This window comes from Pseudonocardia sulfidoxydans NBRC 16205, from assembly GCF_007989085.1.
In the GTDB taxonomy this organism is placed as follows: Bacteria; Actinomycetota; Actinomycetes; order Mycobacteriales; family Pseudonocardiaceae; genus Pseudonocardia; species Pseudonocardia sulfidoxydans.
Map to the genome: position 1 here is coordinate 34862 of NZ_BJVJ01000015.1, position 16418 is coordinate 51279.

A 16418-nucleotide genomic window follows, 5' to 3' on the forward strand; every position below is an offset into this window, starting at 1 on the left:
AGACGGGCGCGTCAGGCGCTCTGCAGCGCCGCCGGGTCGAGCTCGATGAACCCGTCGGGGTTGATCGGGGCGAGGCTGCCGTCGGGCTGGACGTTGAAGAAGATGGCCTCCTTGCTGCACGCCGACGGGCGGCCCGGCCACTGCTGGCCGTCACAGGTGATGGCGGGCCCGGCGAAGCTCGGCATGTCCTTGACGGCCTTGAGCGCCGTGGTGACCGACGCCGGCGTGTAGTCGCCCTGCACCGTCTTCAGGACGTTGGCGAGGTTGATCATCCCGGCGAAGGAGTAGAGCGAGCGGGCGGACTGCTCGTTCTCGCGGTTCACCTCCTTCATCGAGGAGGCGAAGTCGTCGAGCTGCTGCTGGACGTCGGCGGGGGCGTGGGGTCGCGAGGCCGGGAGCCACAGGCGCGGCTGCAGGATGGCGCCGGCCGCCTGCTCCTTCATCGCCGCGATGAACTGCGAGCACGAGCCCGCGTAGAGGGTTCCGCTGTAGCCCTGCTGGCGCAGCGCCTGGAAGAACCCGGTGCAGCCGTCCTCGGTGAGCGACAGGTTGCCGGCGACGTCGGGCTTGCCCGACAGGGCGGTCGCGGCGAGGACCTGGAAGTTGACGCTGTTGGCCGGCGTGTAGATGGCCGACACGGAGACGCCGAGGTTCTTCGCCGCGGGCTGGACGAGCTTGTCGATGAACGCGTGGCTACCGGCGTTGTCGGACGCTGCGAGCGTGACGATGCGCTTGTCGAGGCGCTGGACCACGGTGACCAGGCCGAGCGCGCTCGTCTCGAGAGGCCCGGAGAAGTAGAACGCCTGGCCCCACGGGAGGGCGTCGGGGATGGCGGTGGCGCTCAGCTCGCCGACGATGGGGGTGCCGGCGCCCGTCAGCACGGGGACACCGGCCGACGACGACGGGTCGTTCGCGTCGAAGACGACCGGCACGTTCGACGTCACGAACTGGTTGGCGCAGTTGACGGCCGTCTCGGGGCTGCCGTCGCCCTGGCAGATCTCCAACTTGACGGGCCGACCGTTGATGCCGCCCATCGTGTTGTTGATGAACCATTCGGCGGCCTGGGCGCCGTACTCGCTCTGGGGGTACGCGGCGGTGGTGCCCTTGGAGGGCGCCTGCACGCCGATCACGATGGGCTCACCGGTGAGACCACCGGCGCCCTCGGACCCGCTGTCACCTCCCGAACTGCATCCCGCGAGCGTCAGCGCCATCGCTGCCACGCATGTGGTGAAGATCGTTCGCATCTTCATGGAGTGGATCCCTTTCGAAGGGGTGCCGGAATCCGCGAGATCACGGGATCGGCGGGGGAGGAGCGTGGGGACAGCAGGCGGGCGGTCGGTCGTAGGTCAGGAGCCGGCCGGGCTGGAGCGCGCCGAACAACTCGGACCTACTGCGCGACGCCCGGGCAGCACCCTCCTGGACCGCGTGCCAGGCGTGGGTCTCGGGACTTGATGGTCTCGCTGAGTTCTGACGATCCGGAGCGTGTCATCGGTGCGGTCGCGACGACGCGGACCGATCGACAACGGCCGGCTCCGGTTCGTTGACACGGCGTCACGCTCCTGGTCACCAAGGTGTCGAGCCCAGCCGCGCTACGCTGTGCGACATGAACCAAAGCGGCGAGCATCGAGAGAATCGCGCTTGACACCCTCTCATGTCAACCACTTCACGACGGCGGTCGAAGTCGTCCCGCCAGGGGGCCGTGGGGCGACCGCCGGTACCGTGCGGGGCCGTCCGGGTACGCTCCCCGCTCCCACCTTCACGCCACCAGCGCTCCGAGGAGGCGACTCATGACCAGGAACGATGATGGCCGGAAGGGGAACGACGCGCGGCCCGCCGACGGCGCAGCCGAGCCGCGGGGAGAGCTCAACCGGTACACGGCGACGCTCGGGCCGCGCGCGCTGAAGACGCGGCGGCGCCTGATCGACAGCGCCACCGAGCTGTTCCGCGAGAAGGGCTACGTGGCGACGACGGTCTCCGACATCGCGCGCAGCGCCGGGGTCAGCCTGGCGACCTTCTACGTGTACTTCGCCGAGCGGTCCGACGTCGTCATCGCGCTGCTCGACGAGGTCGTGGGCGACGTGATGCGCCAGGGCGTCGGGAAGTGGGATCCCCGCAGCGGGCGGGCGGGGTTGTCGCGCGTCGTGTCGTCGTACGTCGAGAGCTTCGCCAGGCACGCGGAGTTCTTCGCGATCCGCGAGTCGGTAATCCACGCCGAGGAGCGGATGCTCGAGCAGTACGTCCAGTACAACCGGCACTTCCAGGAGACGTTCGCCCGCTACCTGGAGGAGGGCGTCGCGCTCGGGCTGGTCCGCAGCGACCTCGATCCGTACGGGATGGCCCGGGCGATGACGTTGATGATGGAGCGCTACTGCTACGACGTGTTCGTGCTCGGCTCCTCGGGTGAGGCGCCGTCGGTGACCGACACCGCGCACCTGTTGGCGACGCTGTGGGCGGACGCGATCGACCTCGCCGAGAGCACTGTCAGACCGCGCGCCGCCGCCGCTGGACAGGCTCTCAAGTAGCTGGCGGCTCCGGTCAACCCAGATCATCGGCGCCTCCCTGGATACCTGCGGTCTTGACGCTACGTGTCCACCTAGCTAACTTGACGACCTGTCAGGTGAGGAGCTCTCAACGTCCTCCCCACGCATGAGTTGCGCCGACCGCCGCAGGGGGCCTCGTGAAGTTCGGCATCGTGTTCGAGATTTCGGTTCCACGCCCCTTCCGGCCGGGTGTGGAGAAGCAGGTGGTCGACAACTGCATCGAGCAGGCCGTCCTGGCCGACCAGCTCGGCTTCGACCAGGTCTGGGCGGTCGAGCACCACTTCCTCGAAGAGATCTCGCACTGCTCGGCTCCCGAGATGCTGCTCTCCGCGATCGCGATGCGTACCGAGCAGATCCGGTTGGGCTTCGGCATCGCGGTGTGCGTCCCGCAGTTCTCCCACCCCGCGCGGATCGCAGAGCGCGCCGCGATGCTCGACGTCCTCTCCGGCGGACGGGCCGAGATCGGCACCGGGCGGTCGGCGACCTGGACCGAGCTGGGCGGGTTCGCCGCCGACCCCGACGAGACCAAGAAGACCTGGGACGAGTACGTCCGTGCGATCCCCCGGATGTGGACCCAGCCCACCTACAGCCACCAGGGCCGCAGCTTCTCCATGCCGGAGCGGGCGATCGTCCCCAAGCCGCTGCAGGACCCGCACCCGCCACTGTGGGTCGCCGTCACCTCACCCGGCACGGAGGTCGACGCCGCCGACCGCGGACTCGGCTGCCTCGGTCTGGTCGTCGGGGGAATGAAGCGCCAGGAGAAGACGATCGACACCTACCGACGACGCATCCAGCTGTGCGACCCGGTCGGCAGCTTCGTCAACGAGCAGGTCAACACCGTCAACTTCATGTACTGCCACGAGGACCCGGCCCACGCGATGAAGCGGGGCGCGCAGCTCTCCGACCACTTCAACTACCTCGCTCCCCAGCAGCTCTTCGTGAAGGAGATCTACCCGACGCAGTCGTACGCCACCGACGGTCTCTTCTCCGCGCTCCGTCAGGAGTCGACGAGCTCGGGCGACCCGATGAGGATTCCTGACGGCATCGCCATCGGTGACCCCGACCGCGTCATCCGGTCACTGAAGCGGTGGGAGGCGATTGGTGTCGACCGCGTCGTGTTCATCCTGAACAGCGTCGAGACCATTCCGCAGGCCGAGGTTCTCGACAGCCTGCGGTTGTTCGCCCGTGAGGTCATGCCGGCCTTCGGGCACACTCCGGCCATCGGCTCGACGTCCGCGGGCGAGGTCGCCTGATGCCCGACTTCGGCACCCTCTCCGTCGCGGCGGCCGAGATCCCGGTCGTCGACCGGTTCGTCACCGAACCGGTCGAGATCACCGACGCCACGCTCCTGCAGGTCGTCTGCGAGATCGGCGTCGCCGGCCAGCTCGCCGTCCTGCCCCCGGCCCTGCACCCGACGAGCCCGCCGATCGCGATCTGGCAGCTCCTCGAGGTGGGCGAGAGCCCGTGGGGCGCATTCCGGCTGGCCAGCATCCGGGTCGGCGCCCGGGCCGCGACGAAGTCCCGGAGCTTCCTCGTGCACGCGTTCGTCGACAACCCCGACGCCGGTACCGCGCTGCGCGAGTCGTGGGGATTCCCGTGCGTCGACGCCGAGGTGGGGCTGCGAGTCGGCCACGACCGCATCGCGGGATGGGCGGACGTCGGGGGGAACTCCCCGTTCGACGTCGAGCTGGAGGACCCGGCCCCGATCGCGAGCGGTTCGGTCTACTACGCCCCCAGCATGAACCTCGCCGCGACGCCGCTCGGGACGCGGCTCCTGCAGGTCGATCCCGAGTACCTCGTCAAGTCGGTCGCCCGCGGCCGGCCGCAGGTCAGGCACCACCCGGGGATCGTCGACGACCGACTCGCGCCGACCTGGCCGATCTCCGCGACGGCCGCGACGGTCGACATCACCCTGCCCACGATCCGGTTCGTCTGCGACCCGGCCCTGCCTGCCGCGCAGGGCACCGAGACCATCACACCCGCGGCGTCCTGACATGTCCGAGAGGAGTCCGATGAGCGGGATCCCGTACCTCACCCAGGAATGGCTCGACATGTCGACCGCGGTCATGGAGCCGATGCCACCGTGCCCGGGTGCGACGTTCGTGATGCAGTGCGTCATGACGCAGGCGCCCGGCGGGGGCGACGTCGTGTTTCACCGCGTCTTCGACGACGGCCGGCTGCTGCGCTCGGTGCTCGCAGCCCACGAGGCGCCGGACGTCGTCCTCTGGTCGACCTACGACGACAGCATCCTGCACCTCACGGGCGGCCTCCCGGAGAAGGAGGCGTTCCGTTCCGGGCGCATCCGGCCCGAGGGCGACGTCGCTCTGCTGAGGACGCTCACACCGCTGAGCCGGTCGGCCGAATACCTTGCCGCCGTCGACGAGATCGCCCGTCGCACGGACTTCTCCGCGCCGTCGCAGCACGCATAGTGTTCGCCGGGAGGGCCGACGTCGCAGCGAGCCGCGGGAGACGACCTTGATCAGTTTCGTGGAGATGCTGGAACTGCCTCGACGACGGCCCGGGGCGGGGGCGGCCTTCATGACCCCGGGCGGCCCGGCCCGGGAGCTCGACGAGCTGTGGACCGACGTCCATCGCCTCGCCGACGCCTTGGTGGGCAAGGGCTTCCGCGCCGGGCACCGGGCGGCGGTCCTCGCGACCGACAGCTACGAGTACATGGTCGTGATCCTCGCGTGCATGCGCGTCGGGATCGTCTACGTGCCGCTGAACTACCGCCTCGCCGCGGCCGAGCTCGACACGATCCTCGCGCACGCCCGACCCGAGCTGATCTTCGTCGGTGACCGCTACGCCCCGGTCGTCGAGAGGTCGCAGGCCGGGCAGGACGCGGCGACGGTCGCGCTCGACCCCGACGGGCGTGGCCGACTGCAGTTCCGCGATCTCGTCGAGTCGGGGCGGGACCGCCCGCACGAGCATCGCACGAGCGACGAGGACGTCGTCGCGGTCTGCTACACGAGCGGCACCACGGGCAGGCCCAAGGGTGTCATGCAGTCCCAGCGCGCCATGAAGACCGAGATCTGGCGGCAGAGCCAGTTCCCCGGATCGCCGGGCGACGTCCGGTACTCCGCGTCGCCGATGTTCCACGTGGCGGGGCACCGCACGATCTTCACGCACCTGGCCCGTGGGTTCACGTCCGTCCTGCTGCCGCAGTTCGATGCCGTGGCACTGGCCGACCTGGTGCGGGCCACCGCGCTCGACGGGGCGTTCCTGGTCCCGACGATGCTGGACCTGCTGCTCGACGAGCTCGGCCCGGGCACGTTCCGGCTCCCGCAGCTGCACTACGGCGGGTCCACCATCTCGCCGCGCCTGCTCTCCCGCGCCATCGAGCATCTTGACGCCGAGATGTTCAACCTGTTCGGCAGCTCCGAGACCGGCCTCGTCACCGTCCTCGACGCCGCCGACCACCGCGCGGCGCACGCCGGTCGCCACGAGCTGCTCGGGTCGCTCGGCCGCGCCGCTCCCGGCGCCGACGTCCGCATCCTCGACCCGGACGGTGAGGAGGTCCAGGAGGGTGAGGTGGGTGAGATCGTCTGCCGCACCGACGGCGCCCTCAGCGGGTACCTCGAACAGCCCGAGGCCACCGCCGAGGTGCTGCGCGACGGCTGGGTGTGGACCGGCGACCTCGCCCGCCGCGATGCCGAGGGCTACCACTACTACATGGGCCGCAGCCGTGACCTCATCATCCGCGGCGGCGAGAACGTCTATCCCCAGGAGATCGAGAGCGTCCTGTCCGCCGTCCCGGGGGTGACCGACGTGGCCGTCCTCGGGGTCCCCGACGAGCGTTGGGGCGAGTCGGTGGTCGCCGTCCTGGAGTGCCGCGGTGAGCCACCCTCCGCCGACGACGTGCGGCGGCTCTGCCAGGAGCGGCTCGCGTCGTTCAAGGTCCCGGGCGAGTTCGTGTTCGTCGCCGACCTCCCGCGTACGGCAGCGGGCAAGATCGCCACGTACCGGTTGCGCGACCAGCTCGGCAGGCGGTCGTGAGCGAGCTGCACGCCGAGCACGAGGGCGACGTCCTGGTCCTCACGCTGAGCAGGGCCGACCGGCGGAACGCGCTCACGGTCGGCCTCGTCGCCGCGCTGGCCGAGACGATCGCGACCGCACCCGACGCCGGAGCGCGCGCCGTCGTCCTCACCGGGGCGCCGCCCGCCTTCTGTGCCGGCGGTGACCTCACCGAGCTGTCCGGGATCGCGGCCCTGGGCGCGATGGCGGTCGGCGAGACGATCTACACCCGGTTCCACGACCTGGTCCGCACGATCACCACCGTGCCCGTACCGGTGATCGCCGCGGTCGCCGGCCCGGCCCTCGGCGCCGGGCTGGACCTCGCGGCGGTCTGCGACCTGCGGATCGCCGGTGCAAGCGCGACGTTCGCCAGCTCGTGGATCGGTGTCGGCCTGGTCCCGGGGATGGGAGGGGCGTTGTGGCTCACCAGGTTACTCGGTGGCGCCCGTGCCGCCGAGCTGGTCCTCACCGGACGACGAATCGATGCGGGCACCGCCGAGCGATGGAACCTGGTCAACGAGGTCGTACCCGACGGTGCCGAACGCGTGCGCGCGACCGAGTGGGCGCGGGAGCTCGCGGTCCTCCCACCCGTGGCGCTCGCCCGCAGCAAACAGGCGCTGCGGCGTGCGCTCACCGACGGCGCCGACGCCGAGCTCGCGGCGCTCGGGTCGATCCAGGCGAGCCTGCTCACCGGTCCCGAGTTCGACGAACGGACAGCACGCTTCCGGAACTGACGACAAGAAGGAGTCCTCCCACCATGCGCGACGGAATGTTCGTGTTCGACAACGTCGTCCACATGTACGACAACAAGGCGAGCAACATCGGGCCGCGCGGCGAGCAGGTCGCGCGCAACCTCCACGGATTCGGCGTCGCCCTCTCCAACGAGCAGTACCCGGCCAACGACCATTTCCTCGGTGAGGAGCTGAGCGTCGAGGAGGCCGGCCGGATCCTGTTCGAGGAGTCCGAGACCGATATGGCGATGGCCCAGACGGTGCCGCTCTTCGGCTGGTGGAAGGACGGGTTCTCGCCGGCCCGGCGTCAGTATGCGCTGAAGGAGGCGTTCCCCGACCGCGTACTGTTCTGCGGGGGTGTCGACCCGCTGTTCCAGGGCGTCGAGGGCGCGTGCAACGAGATGACCCGTCAGGCCGAGGAGTGGGGCTCGGTCAGCTTCAAGTTCTACCAGGCCCACGACAACTCGCTGAGCTGGCGGATCGACGACCGGCAGATCGCGTACCCGATGTGGGAGAGGGCGCTCGAGCTCGGGATCACCAACGTGCAGTTCCACAAGGGGGTGCCGTTCGGGACCGAGCGCATGGAACACATGCACCCCACCGACATCCAGCAGGCCGCGATCGACTTCCCCGAGCTGACCTTCGTGATCCACCACCTCGGCGACCCCTACATCGACGAGTCGATCAGCGTCGCCGCGCGCAACCCGAACGTCTGGCTGGCGTTGTCGGCGTGGATCAACATCTACCCGATCATGCCCAGGGAGGCGCTCAAGCGGCTGGGCAAGGCGTTGATGAACGTAGGCCCCGACCGGCTGGTCTGGGGTTCCGAGGCATTCGTGTGGCCCAACGTCCAGGGCTACATCGACCTCTTCGCGACGATGGAGATGCCGGAGAATCTGCAGGAGGATTACGGCTATCCGCAGATCACCCGCGACACCAAGCGGAAGATCTTCGGCGAGAACTACGCCCGGCTGATGGGGATCGACGTCGGCCAGAAGCTCAAGACGATCCACGGCAGCGACGAACGGACCCCGTGATGACCGCGAACGGCGACCTCCAGCAGCGGGTCGACGCGGCCATCCGCGAGCACATCGCCCGGTTCCTCGACTCGCACGGCGGAGCGGTCGCGAGCGCGGCCGTGACCTCCGACGGCGACGTCACCCTGCAGTTCGACGGCGCCTGCCGGGCCTGCCCCGCGGTCGCCGCCACGTTCTTCAGCAAGGTCGCGCCGATCGTGCGTGCCGTGCCGGGGGTCCGCTCCGTGCACGCCCCCAACGTCAACGTCTCCGAAGCCGCCGTGACCCGAATCCTCGCCCTGTCCGCGCCCGTGCGCCGAACCCCGGAAAGGTGACCACCATGTCCGATCCCACCTTCGCCCCGCCGACGGTCAGTGCCTCCCTCACGAGGACGTTGCTCGACGCCGCTGTCGCGGCCTCGGAGTCGCACGGGCAGGCGAGCGCGATCGCCGTCGTCGACAACTCCGGTGTGCTCAAGGGCTTTCTCCGGATGGACGGCGCCGCGCTGCTCACCGTGCAGATCGCGCAGGACAAGGCCTATACCGCCGCGTCGTTCGGCCTGGCCACCCACGAATGGCACGACTTCATCAAGGACGACGCCCCGCTCGCCGACGGCATCGTCCACACCTCGCGCCTGGTCGTGTTCGGGGGCGGCTACCCGATCAAGGTCGGCGGAGCCGTCGTCGGCGGGATCGGGGTGTCGGGCGGGCACTACAGCGACGACATGAAGATCGCGACGGCGGCGCTCGCCGATGCGGGACACCCCGCATCGGCATAGGTGACGTCAGCTGCCTGCGGCCGGGGGCAGGAGCGGGCTCAGGGCCTGGTCGATCGCGTCCAGGGTCTTGCGGGCCCCGCCGTAGGTGGTTGCCTCGGTCAGCCGCACCGGGAAGGCGCGGCCGGCCTGGACGGCCGGCAGCTGCGCCCACAGCTGGGAGTCGAGGACCTGGCGGACCGCGTCGGGGACCGAGCCGTCGGGGTTGACCGAGTAGGTGATGGCGTCGGCCTCGCCGAGGCTCGTGACGATTTCCTCCAGGGACACGTTCTCGCTCACGGCCTTGGCGCCGGGGCCGGGCTCGCGCACCTGGCCGTAGTAGTTCACGCCGATGTCGTGGGCGATGTTGGTGCCGAACGAGTTGGTGAACTCGCGGGCGAAGGTGCCCTGGGAGACCTGCCCGTAGCTGCCGACGTGGCCGAACTCGAGGGCGGGCAGGACGCCCTGGTACTTCGTGCGGAGCTCGGCGGCGCGGGCGTCGTAGGCCGCGCGGGCGGCGTCGAACCCGGCCTCGGCCCCGGCGGCGGCCGCCTGGCGTTCGCTCAGGTCACGCCACTGCGAGGGGATCTCGGGCCCGATCGCGACGACGGGTGCGATGGCCGACAGTCGCTCGAGGTCGAAGCTCTCCAGCGCCGGCTTGGGCACGCCCAGGACGATGAGGTCGGGATCGAGGGCGGCGATCGCTTCCATGTTGACGTCGGTGTTGGTGTCACCGGCGATGTGGGGCAACGTGTCGTAGGTCCTGCGTTCGTCGGCGTCGAGGAAGGGCAGTGCCCGCGCGAACGCCGAGATCCCGACGAGCGGGGCGCCCGCGTCGAGGAGCGTCGGGACGGCGTAGCCGGTGGCCACGATGCGCTGGGGGCGTTCCGGCACGGTGATGTTCCCGTTGTCCGCCTGGACGACGCGGGTCGCGGTGCCCGCCTGGCCGGCGGGGGCGGTGTCGGTGCCACAGGCCGCGACGAGGCCGAGCAGGGCTGCGGCCGCGAGCGCGATCGTCGCTCGTCCCGGGACGCGGCGTCGGGTGGTGCGGGTCGTCGGGTGCATGGGTTCCCTCCAGGGGCGTCGGGGGCCGGTCACGAGTGGTCGGACGGGTCGGGGGTGGTGCGCCGCGCGGGCAGGCGTGTCGCGGCGAGGGCGGCGACGGCGCACAGCGCGAGGGCGTACCAGAACGTGTCGGCGTAGGGTCCTGGCCCGGGTGCGTCCAGGTGCAGCTGCAGGATCGTGGCGAGCACAGCGGTGCCGACGAGGCCGCCGATGGTGCTCGTCAGGTTCATCCCCGCGGCGGCGCGGGGCAGGTCGGCCGGCGACGTGCTGCGGTACACGGCGGTCAGCAGCGGGGCGCTGATCATCGGGATGCCCACCCCGCGGACCAGCAGCGACACCGCGATCAGCGCGTCGGCGGGCGCTGTCGGGAGCTGGGTGAAGACGGCCGTGCCCGTCGCGACCAGCCCGATGCCGGCGAGCACCAGGGCGCGCGGGCCGGTGCGGTCGATCACCCGGTTGACGACGAGCGTCCCGACGAGGGCGCCGACGCCCTGCGGCACGAGCAGGAAGCCCGTGGACAGGGCTGTCATCCCCTGGCCCGCCTGCAGGGCCAGCGGCAGCAGGAACAGGCCGCCGAACACCGATGCGCCGGCGATCGCGGTGGTGAGCGCGGCGGCGCCGAACGGGGGCCGGGTGAACAGCCTCGGGTCGATGAGCGGGGTCCGTGACGTCCGCAGGCCGTGCCGGAGGAACGCGACGAGCGCCGCTGCTGCGAGCAGGGTCGTGGCGATTGCCGTCGACGGGGCGACGTGGCCGGAAGCGGCGCCGGTGAGGCCGAAGGTGAGCAGGGCCAGGCCGGGGGAGAGCAGCAGCGCGCCGACGACGTCGAACCGGTTGTCCCGCACCGGTAGCGGATGCGTCGGCACGTAGCGCAGCGCGAGCCCGATGGCGACGAGCCCGATCGGGACGTTGACGAGAAAGAGCCACGGCCACCCGGCGACGCGCAGGAGCCAGCCGCCGACGGGAGGTCCGAGAACCGGTGAGACCGCGATGACGAGCTGCGCGATGCTGATCATGCGGCCGATCCGGTTCGGTCCGGCGGTCCGGGCGAGCAGTGCCTGCCCGGTGGCGGGGAGCAGGCCGCCGCCGAGGCCCTGCACGACGCGCGCGGCGACGAGCAGCGGCAGCGACGGTGCCAGTCCGCACAGGACGGATCCGGTGAGGAACACCGCCATGGCGGCGATCCACGTCGTCCGGGCGCCGAACCGGTCGGCGAGCCAGCCGGACGCAGGTACCGCGGCGACGACCGCCAGCAGGTAGGCGGTGGTGACCCACTGGATCTCGCCGACGGAGGCGTCGAGGTCGCGGCCGAGGGTGTCGAGCCCGATGGTGACGATCGCGATGTCCAGCGTCGCCATGAACGTGCCCAGTACGAGGATCAGCGCGGTGCGCACCAACGTCGCATCGATCCGCTGTCCGGTACCGGACTCGGGTCGGTCGGTCATCGACGAACGGGTCCCGGGTCGCCCACGAGGCAGGGGCGTGGCCTGGACGTCACGTCGGTGGTTCCTCTTCTTCCGCTGTGGTGGGGCGCCTCTGCGACGTCCACGGTTCGCGGTCAGGGTAGCCTCGCCAAACCATCGTCTCGTGTCGATGGATGGACACCGGCTGTCGACGGGAGGACACCGCGTTGGCCCGACCCATGCTCGCCCAGGGACTCGAACTCGCGGAGCCGGCGCACTACCACGAGTTCGCCTTCGGCATCGGCCGTCCCGACGGCATGTACATCCTGCGGTACCGCGTCGAGGACTTCCTCGACATGGGCAGCACCCGTCAGGACTTCCTGCACCAGCTCTACATCGCCCCCCACGGCATGCTGGCGGTCCGCCACGGCACCGACTTCGGCTTCGTCGGGCCGGGCGAGGCGTTCTGGGCCTCGCGCGCCGCCCGGCACGAGGTGTGGGCGTCGGGCCCGCAGACCGTCTACCGGGTGTGCCTGCGCGAGCCGCCGCCCGCCCTGCGTGATCTGCGCTGCGGCGCCACCGCGCTGAGCGCCGAGGCGGGCGAGGCCGTCGTCACCGTCTGTCGCGACGACGTCGCCCAGGACGACGGGCTGCAGGCCCGGGCCACGATCGTCGACGGCGTCGTGCCCCTTCCCGCGCGGGGCGACACGACGAACCGGTCGGACCGGGGGCCCGCGCTGCGGGTCGCCCGAGAGCTCGCGCGCAACCCGGCCGACCCCCGGTCGCTGCAGGAGTGGGCGGCCGAGCTGCACCTGAGTGGACGGACGCTGCAACGCGACTTCCACCGGGTGTTCGGCACGTCGTTCGCGCGCCGGCGCACCCAGTTCCGGTTGGAGGCGGCGAAGGTCCTGCTGCGGGTCGACTCCGTCGCGACCGTGGCCAGGCGCGTCGGCTACGCGAGTCCGTCCTCGTTCGTGGTCGCGTTCCGCACGGCGTTCGGCCAGACCCCCGGATCCTTCTCCCGCGACACGTGAGCCGGTAAGCCCGAATGGCCGGCGTCGACAACCCGGTCGAGCATGCGAACACCGCGGCGGCGAGGCCGTGCCCCGGCCGGAGGGACAGTGTCGCGGTGCCAACTACCGTGAGGGCATGCAGATCGGCCTGCACCTCCCGGACCTGACCTACCCCGACGGCCCCGCCGCCCTCGCCGACGACCTCACCCGGATCGTCGTCGCGGCCGAGGACGCCGGGTTCGCGCGCGTCAGCGTCATGGACCACGTCTGGCAGATCGCGGTCCACGGCCCACCCGAACACGACATGCTCGAGGCCTACACGACGCTCGGGTTCATCGCCGCCCGCACCAGCCGCGTCGAGCTGCTGTCGTGGGTGACCGCCGTCAGCTACCGGGCGCCGGGCATGCTCGCCAAGCTGGTCAGCACCCTCGACGTCCTCTCCGGCGGCCGGGCGTGGCTCGGCGTCGGCGCCGCCTGGAACGCCGAGGAGGCCGCCGGCCTCGGCCTCGACTTCCCGCCGTTGGCACAGCGGTTCGAGATGCTCGAGGAGACCGTGCAGATCTGCCGGCAGATGTGGGACCCCACCGACGACGGCCCCTACGACGGCACGCACTACCACCTCGGCCGCACCCTCAACGTGCCCGCGCCGCTGCACCAGCCCAAGATCCTCATCGGGGGAGGCGGGGAGAAGAAGACGCTGCGGCTCGTCGCCAAGTACGCCGACGCCTGCAACATCGTCGACGGCCCCGAACTCGAACACAAGCTCGCCGTGCTGCGCGGGCACTGCGAGACCGAGGGCCGCGACTACGGCGAGATCGAGAAGACCGTCCAGGTCACCCTCGACCTCGACGACGGCGTCGCCCCCTTCATCGCGACGCTCGAACGCCTCGCCGCACTGGGCGTCGACTCCATCCAGGGCAAGCTGCCCGGCGTCTGGGAGACCGAGCGCATCGAGCGGTTCGGCCGCGAGATCATCCCGGCGGCCGCCGAGCTCTGAGCGTCCCGGAAGATGGAGCAGATCGTCACCGAACCCCCGGCGCAGCGCCGCATCCTGCGGGTCCTGATCGCCGCCCAGGTCCTCAGCGGCGCCGGGCTCGCTGCTGGCATCACGGTCGGGGCGTTGCTGGCCCAGGACATGCTGGACACGACAGGGCTCGCCGGCCTGCCCGCCGCGCTGTTCACCGTCGGGTCCGCCGCGGCGGCGGCCGGGGTGGGGCGACTGTCCGACCGGGCAGGCCGCCGCGCGGGGCTGACCTGGGGGTACGCGCTCGGTGCGCTGGGATGCGCGGGCGTCGTGATCGCGGCCGTGATCGGGAACGTGCCGCTGCTGTTCACGTCGTTCTTCGTCTACGGCGCGGGCACCGCCACGAACCTGCAGGCCCGCTACGCCGGCGCCGACCTGGCCGACCCGGCACGCCGGGGCCGCGCGGTCAGCGCCGTCCTGGTGGCGACGACCCTCGGCGGGGTCCTGGGCCCCAACCTCGTCGCGCCGATGGGGGCGGTCGCGACGGCGTGGGGCATCCCGCCGCTCGCGGGACCGTTCCTGCTGGCAGGGGCCGCGTACGCCGTGGCGGCCCTGGTGCTGGGCGTGCTGCTGCGCCCCGACCCGCTGCTGCTGGCGCGCGAGCTCGCCGTCCCGGCGGGACCCGCCGCCTCCGGGGCCGGCGCACCGGAGGTGAGCACGAGCGGCGTCGTCCTCGGCGCGTCGATCATGATCCTCACCCAGCTGGTGATGGTCGCGATCATGACGATGACGCCGATCCACATGGCCGCGCACGGCCACGGCCTCGGCGCGGCCGGACTGGTGATCGCCATCCACGTCGCGGCCATGTTCCTGCCCTCGCCGATCACCGGCCGCCTCGTCGACCGCGCCGGGGCCGTCCCGGTGGCGGTCGCGTCCGGGGCGACGCTGCTGGTCGCCGGGGTCCTGGCCGCCGTCGCACCCGGCGAGTCGCTGGTCGTCCTCACGGTCGCGCTCGCGCTGCTGGGCCTCGGCTGGAACCTGGGCCTGGTCAGCGGCACCGCGATCATCACCGACGCCGTGCCCCTGGAACGCCGGGCGACGACCCAGGGCACCGTCGACGTCGGCATCGCGATCTCGGGGACCGGCGCCGGGCTGGCGTCCGGCCTGGTCGTCGCCGCGGCCGGCTTCCCGGCGCTCTCCCTCGCAGGTGCCGCCTTCGCGCTGGCGATCGTCCCGATCGTCGCACTCACCACCCGCGGGCGGCGACCCGCTCAGGTGCCGGACGGGTCCTGACGGTCACTGCCGCAACGCCTCCGGGTCGCGAGAGGACCGCCCACGTTCTCGCGCACGGTGCTGCCCGTCCCCGCACAGACCTCGACCGGATGTTCAACGACCCCGCCAGCGTGGTGGTCGCTTCTCGGTGAAGGCGCGGGCTCCCTCACGGGCGTCCTCGGAGACCCGGACGGGGGCTACGAGAGGCTCCTGTCGGTCGAACTGCTCGTCGGCGGTCCAGTGGGCACTCGCGGCCATCACCTCCTTGGACGCCTGCACGGCGAGCGGGGCGTTGGCGGCGATGTCGGCGGCGAGGGTGAGGGCCGCGTCCAGTGCGTCACCGTCCGGGACCACCGCGTTGACCAGGCCGAGCTCGGCGCATCGTGCGGCGGTGAGGGGGCGGCCGGTGAGGACGGCTTCGATCGCGATGTTGCGCGGGATCAGGCGGGGCAGCCGTAGCAGGCCGCCCCCGGACGCGACGAGACCGCGGGCGACCTCGGGGAGCCCGAACTGTGCACCGGCCCCGGCGACGATCATGTCGCAGGCGAGCGCGATCTCGAAGCCGCCACCGAGCGCCGGGCCCTCGACGGCGGCGACGATCGGGGTGCGGGGTGGCCGGCCGAGGATGCCGAAGCCGCCACGGCCCTCGACGACGGGCCGCTCCCCGGTCTCGGCGAACGCCTTGAGGTCCATGCCGGCGGAGAAGATCGTCGCGCTGCCGGTGAGGACGGCCACCCGGACGCCTGCGTCGGCGTCGATCTCGTCGAGGGCACTCGCGATCAGCCGGGCGGTGGCGAGGTCGATGGCGTTGCGCCGGTGCGGCCGGTCGAGGGTGAGGACGACGACGGAGCCGGTCCGCGAGAGCTGCAGCGTCGGCGCGACGGCGGTCATCGGGGTGCCATCCGGAGGCCCCCGTCGAGGCGGATGGTCTCGCCGTTGATCATCGGGTTCTCCAGGACGTGCATGGCGAGGGCGGCGAACTCGTCGGGATCGCCGAGCCGGCTGGGGTGGGGCACGCTCGTGCCGAGTGCGTCGCGGACGTCGTCGGAGAGCCGTGCGAGCAGCGGCGTGTCGAACAGGCCGGGGGCGATCGTCGCGACGCGGATGAGGCGCGCGGCGAGGTCGCGGGCGGCGACGAGTGTCATCCCCACGACGCCGGCCTTGGACGCGGCGTAGTTGACCTGGCCGATCTGCCCCTCCCAGGCGGCGACCGACGAGGTCAGGACGACGGCGCCGCGCTCGCCGTCGACGGGGTCGTTGGCGGACATGCGTGCCGCCGCGAGCCGCAGGACGTTGAAGGAACCGACGAGGTTGAGGGTGACGACGTCGGCGAAGTCGTCGAGCGAGCCGGGTGTCCCGTCCTTGCGCAGAACGCGCAGCTGCCTTCCCCGGCCGGCGCAGTGCACGACGGCGCGCAGCGGACCCTGCTCCTCGGCGGCGTCGAGCGCGGCGGCGACGCCGTCCTCGGTGACGACGTCCCCGGCGACGAACCGGGCGCCGAGGCCGGCGGCGGCTGCGGCTCCGCCGGACTCCTTCAGGTCGAGCAGGACGACGTGCGCGCCGCCCTCGACGAGCCGCCGCGCGGTGGCCAGGCCGAGCCCGGATGCGCCGCCGGTGACGACCGCCGAGATCTCAGTGGTGTCCAT

At 71.6% G+C, this 16418-nt stretch carries 17 protein-coding genes; 12 read left to right on the top strand and 5 right to left on the bottom strand.

Annotated elements, in window-relative coordinates; translation table 11 throughout:
• Positions 1-11: 11 nt before the first annotated feature.
• Entirely contained in the window at positions 12-1250 is a 1239-nt protein-coding gene (locus PSU4_RS10085; RefSeq protein ID WP_147105451.1) for an ABC transporter substrate-binding protein, read from the bottom strand.
• Positions 1251-1787: 537 nt separating this feature from the next.
• On the opposite strand from PSU4_RS10085, the gene PSU4_RS10090 reads away from it, so the two are divergent.
• The 9 genes from PSU4_RS10090 (at position 1788) to PSU4_RS10130 (ending at position 9079) form a co-directional block, all read left to right on the top strand.
• On the top strand, positions 1788-2522 hold the full coding sequence (locus tag PSU4_RS10090; protein ID WP_147105455.1) for a TetR/AcrR family transcriptional regulator: 735 nt from the start codon (positions 1788-1790) through the stop codon (positions 2520-2522).
• Positions 2523-2677: 155 nt separating this feature from the next.
• Positions 2678-3793, top strand: coding sequence for an LLM class flavin-dependent oxidoreductase (locus PSU4_RS10095; protein ID WP_147105457.1), 1116 nt, complete (start codon positions 2678-2680; stop codon positions 3791-3793).
• On the top strand, positions 3793-4533 hold the full coding sequence (locus PSU4_RS10100; protein WP_147105460.1) for an acetoacetate decarboxylase family protein: 741 nt from the start codon (positions 3793-3795) through the stop codon (positions 4531-4533). Before PSU4_RS10095 ends, PSU4_RS10100 begins: the two co-directional genes overlap by 1 nt.
• Before the next feature lie 19 nt (positions 4534-4552).
• Positions 4553-4969 carry an SCP2 sterol-binding domain-containing protein gene (locus PSU4_RS10105; protein ID WP_147105463.1) on the top strand — a complete coding sequence of 139 codons (417 nt, stop codon included), beginning with the start codon at positions 4553-4555 and terminating at the stop codon, positions 4967-4969.
• Positions 4970-5015: 46 nt separating this feature from the next.
• On the top strand, positions 5016-6536 hold the full coding sequence (locus PSU4_RS10110) for a class I adenylate-forming enzyme family protein (RefSeq protein WP_147105466.1): 1521 nt from the start codon (positions 5016-5018) through the stop codon (positions 6534-6536).
• Positions 6533-7288, top strand: coding sequence for an enoyl-CoA hydratase/isomerase family protein (locus tag PSU4_RS10115; RefSeq protein ID WP_186816854.1), 756 nt, complete (start codon positions 6533-6535; stop codon positions 7286-7288). Before PSU4_RS10110 ends, PSU4_RS10115 begins: the two co-directional genes overlap by 4 nt.
• A 23-nt stretch (positions 7289-7311) precedes the next feature.
• On the top strand, positions 7312-8322 hold the full coding sequence (locus PSU4_RS10120) for an amidohydrolase family protein (RefSeq protein ID WP_147105472.1): 1011 nt from the start codon (positions 7312-7314) through the stop codon (positions 8320-8322).
• On the top strand, positions 8322-8636 hold the full coding sequence (locus PSU4_RS10125; protein WP_147105473.1) for a NifU family protein: 315 nt from the start codon (positions 8322-8324) through the stop codon (positions 8634-8636). Before PSU4_RS10120 ends, PSU4_RS10125 begins: the two co-directional genes overlap by 1 nt.
• A 5-nt stretch (positions 8637-8641) precedes the next feature.
• The gene (locus tag PSU4_RS10130; RefSeq protein WP_147105476.1) at positions 8642-9079 is read left to right on the top strand and encodes a GlcG/HbpS family heme-binding protein; all 438 of its coding nucleotides are present in this window, start codon (positions 8642-8644) and stop codon (positions 9077-9079) included.
• A 6-nt stretch (positions 9080-9085) separates the two neighbouring features.
• Here PSU4_RS10130 and PSU4_RS10135 read toward each other — a convergent pair whose 3' ends face one another.
• Positions 9086-10120, bottom strand: coding sequence for an ABC transporter substrate-binding protein (locus tag PSU4_RS10135; protein WP_147105478.1), 1035 nt, complete (start codon positions 10118-10120; stop codon positions 9086-9088).
• A 29-nt stretch (positions 10121-10149) separates the two neighbouring features.
• Positions 10150-11565 (bottom strand): MDR family MFS transporter, encoded by a 1416-nt coding sequence (locus PSU4_RS10140; RefSeq protein WP_147105481.1) that lies wholly within the window; start codon positions 11563-11565, stop codon positions 10150-10152.
• A 185-nt stretch (positions 11566-11750) separates the two neighbouring features.
• Here PSU4_RS10140 and PSU4_RS10145 point away from each other — a divergent pair, with 185 nt between their 5' ends.
• From PSU4_RS10145 to PSU4_RS10155, 3 genes are all read left to right on the top strand, one after another.
• Positions 11751-12557, top strand: coding sequence for a helix-turn-helix transcriptional regulator (locus PSU4_RS10145; protein WP_222596221.1), 807 nt, complete (start codon positions 11751-11753; stop codon positions 12555-12557).
• A gap of 115 nt (positions 12558-12672) precedes the next feature.
• Positions 12673-13533: an LLM class F420-dependent oxidoreductase gene (locus PSU4_RS10150; protein WP_147105484.1), complete on the top strand. Its 861-nt coding sequence runs from the start codon at positions 12673-12675 to the stop codon at positions 13531-13533.
• A gap of 12 nt (positions 13534-13545) precedes the next feature.
• The gene (locus PSU4_RS10155; RefSeq protein ID WP_147105487.1) at positions 13546-14793 is read left to right on the top strand and encodes an MFS transporter; all 1248 of its coding nucleotides are present in this window, start codon (positions 13546-13548) and stop codon (positions 14791-14793) included.
• 93 nt (positions 14794-14886) lie between these two features.
• Here the strand turns inward: PSU4_RS10155 and PSU4_RS10160 are convergent, their stop codons facing one another.
• Together PSU4_RS10160 and PSU4_RS10165 are read right to left on the bottom strand one after the other, a co-directional pair.
• A complete protein-coding gene (locus PSU4_RS10160) occupies positions 14887-15663 on the bottom strand; it encodes a crotonase/enoyl-CoA hydratase family protein (protein ID WP_147105490.1) in 777 nt (258 codons plus the stop codon).
• Entirely contained in the window at positions 15660-16418 is a 759-nt protein-coding gene (locus PSU4_RS10165; protein WP_147105493.1) for an SDR family NAD(P)-dependent oxidoreductase, read from the bottom strand. Before PSU4_RS10165 ends, PSU4_RS10160 begins: the two co-directional genes overlap by 4 nt.

Bases quoted from the DNA above. Each gene is read 5' to 3' on its own strand.
- PSU4_RS10085 (WP_147105451.1), bottom strand. From the start codon at position 1,250: ATGAAGATGCGAACGATCTTCACCACATGCGTGGCAGCGATGGCGCTG.
- PSU4_RS10090 (WP_147105455.1), top strand. From the start codon at position 1,788: ATGACCAGGAACGATGATGGCCGGAAGGGGAACGACGCGCGGCCCGCC.
- PSU4_RS10100 (WP_147105460.1), top strand. From the start codon at position 3,793: ATGCCCGACTTCGGCACCCTCTCCGTCGCGGCGGCCGAGATCCCGGTC.
- PSU4_RS10105 (WP_147105463.1), top strand. From the start codon at position 4,553: ATGAGCGGGATCCCGTACCTCACCCAGGAATGGCTCGACATGTCGACC.
- PSU4_RS10120 (WP_147105472.1), top strand. From the start codon at position 7,312: ATGCGCGACGGAATGTTCGTGTTCGACAACGTCGTCCACATGTACGAC.
- PSU4_RS10125 (WP_147105473.1), top strand. From the start codon at position 8,322: ATGACCGCGAACGGCGACCTCCAGCAGCGGGTCGACGCGGCCATCCGC.
- PSU4_RS10130 (WP_147105476.1), top strand. From the start codon at position 8,642: ATGTCCGATCCCACCTTCGCCCCGCCGACGGTCAGTGCCTCCCTCACG.
- PSU4_RS10135 (WP_147105478.1), bottom strand. From the start codon at position 10,120: ATGCACCCGACGACCCGCACCACCCGACGCCGCGTCCCGGGACGAGCG.
- PSU4_RS10140 (WP_147105481.1), bottom strand. From the start codon at position 11,565: ATGACCGACCGACCCGAGTCCGGTACCGGACAGCGGATCGATGCGACG.
- PSU4_RS10150 (WP_147105484.1), top strand. From the start codon at position 12,673: ATGCAGATCGGCCTGCACCTCCCGGACCTGACCTACCCCGACGGCCCC.
- PSU4_RS10155 (WP_147105487.1), top strand. From the start codon at position 13,546: ATGGAGCAGATCGTCACCGAACCCCCGGCGCAGCGCCGCATCCTGCGG.
- PSU4_RS10160 (WP_147105490.1), bottom strand. From the start codon at position 15,663: ATGACCGCCGTCGCGCCGACGCTGCAGCTCTCGCGGACCGGCTCCGTC.
- PSU4_RS10165 (WP_147105493.1), bottom strand. From the start codon at position 16,418: ATGGACACCACTGAGATCTCGGCGGTCGTCACCGGCGGCGCATCCGGG.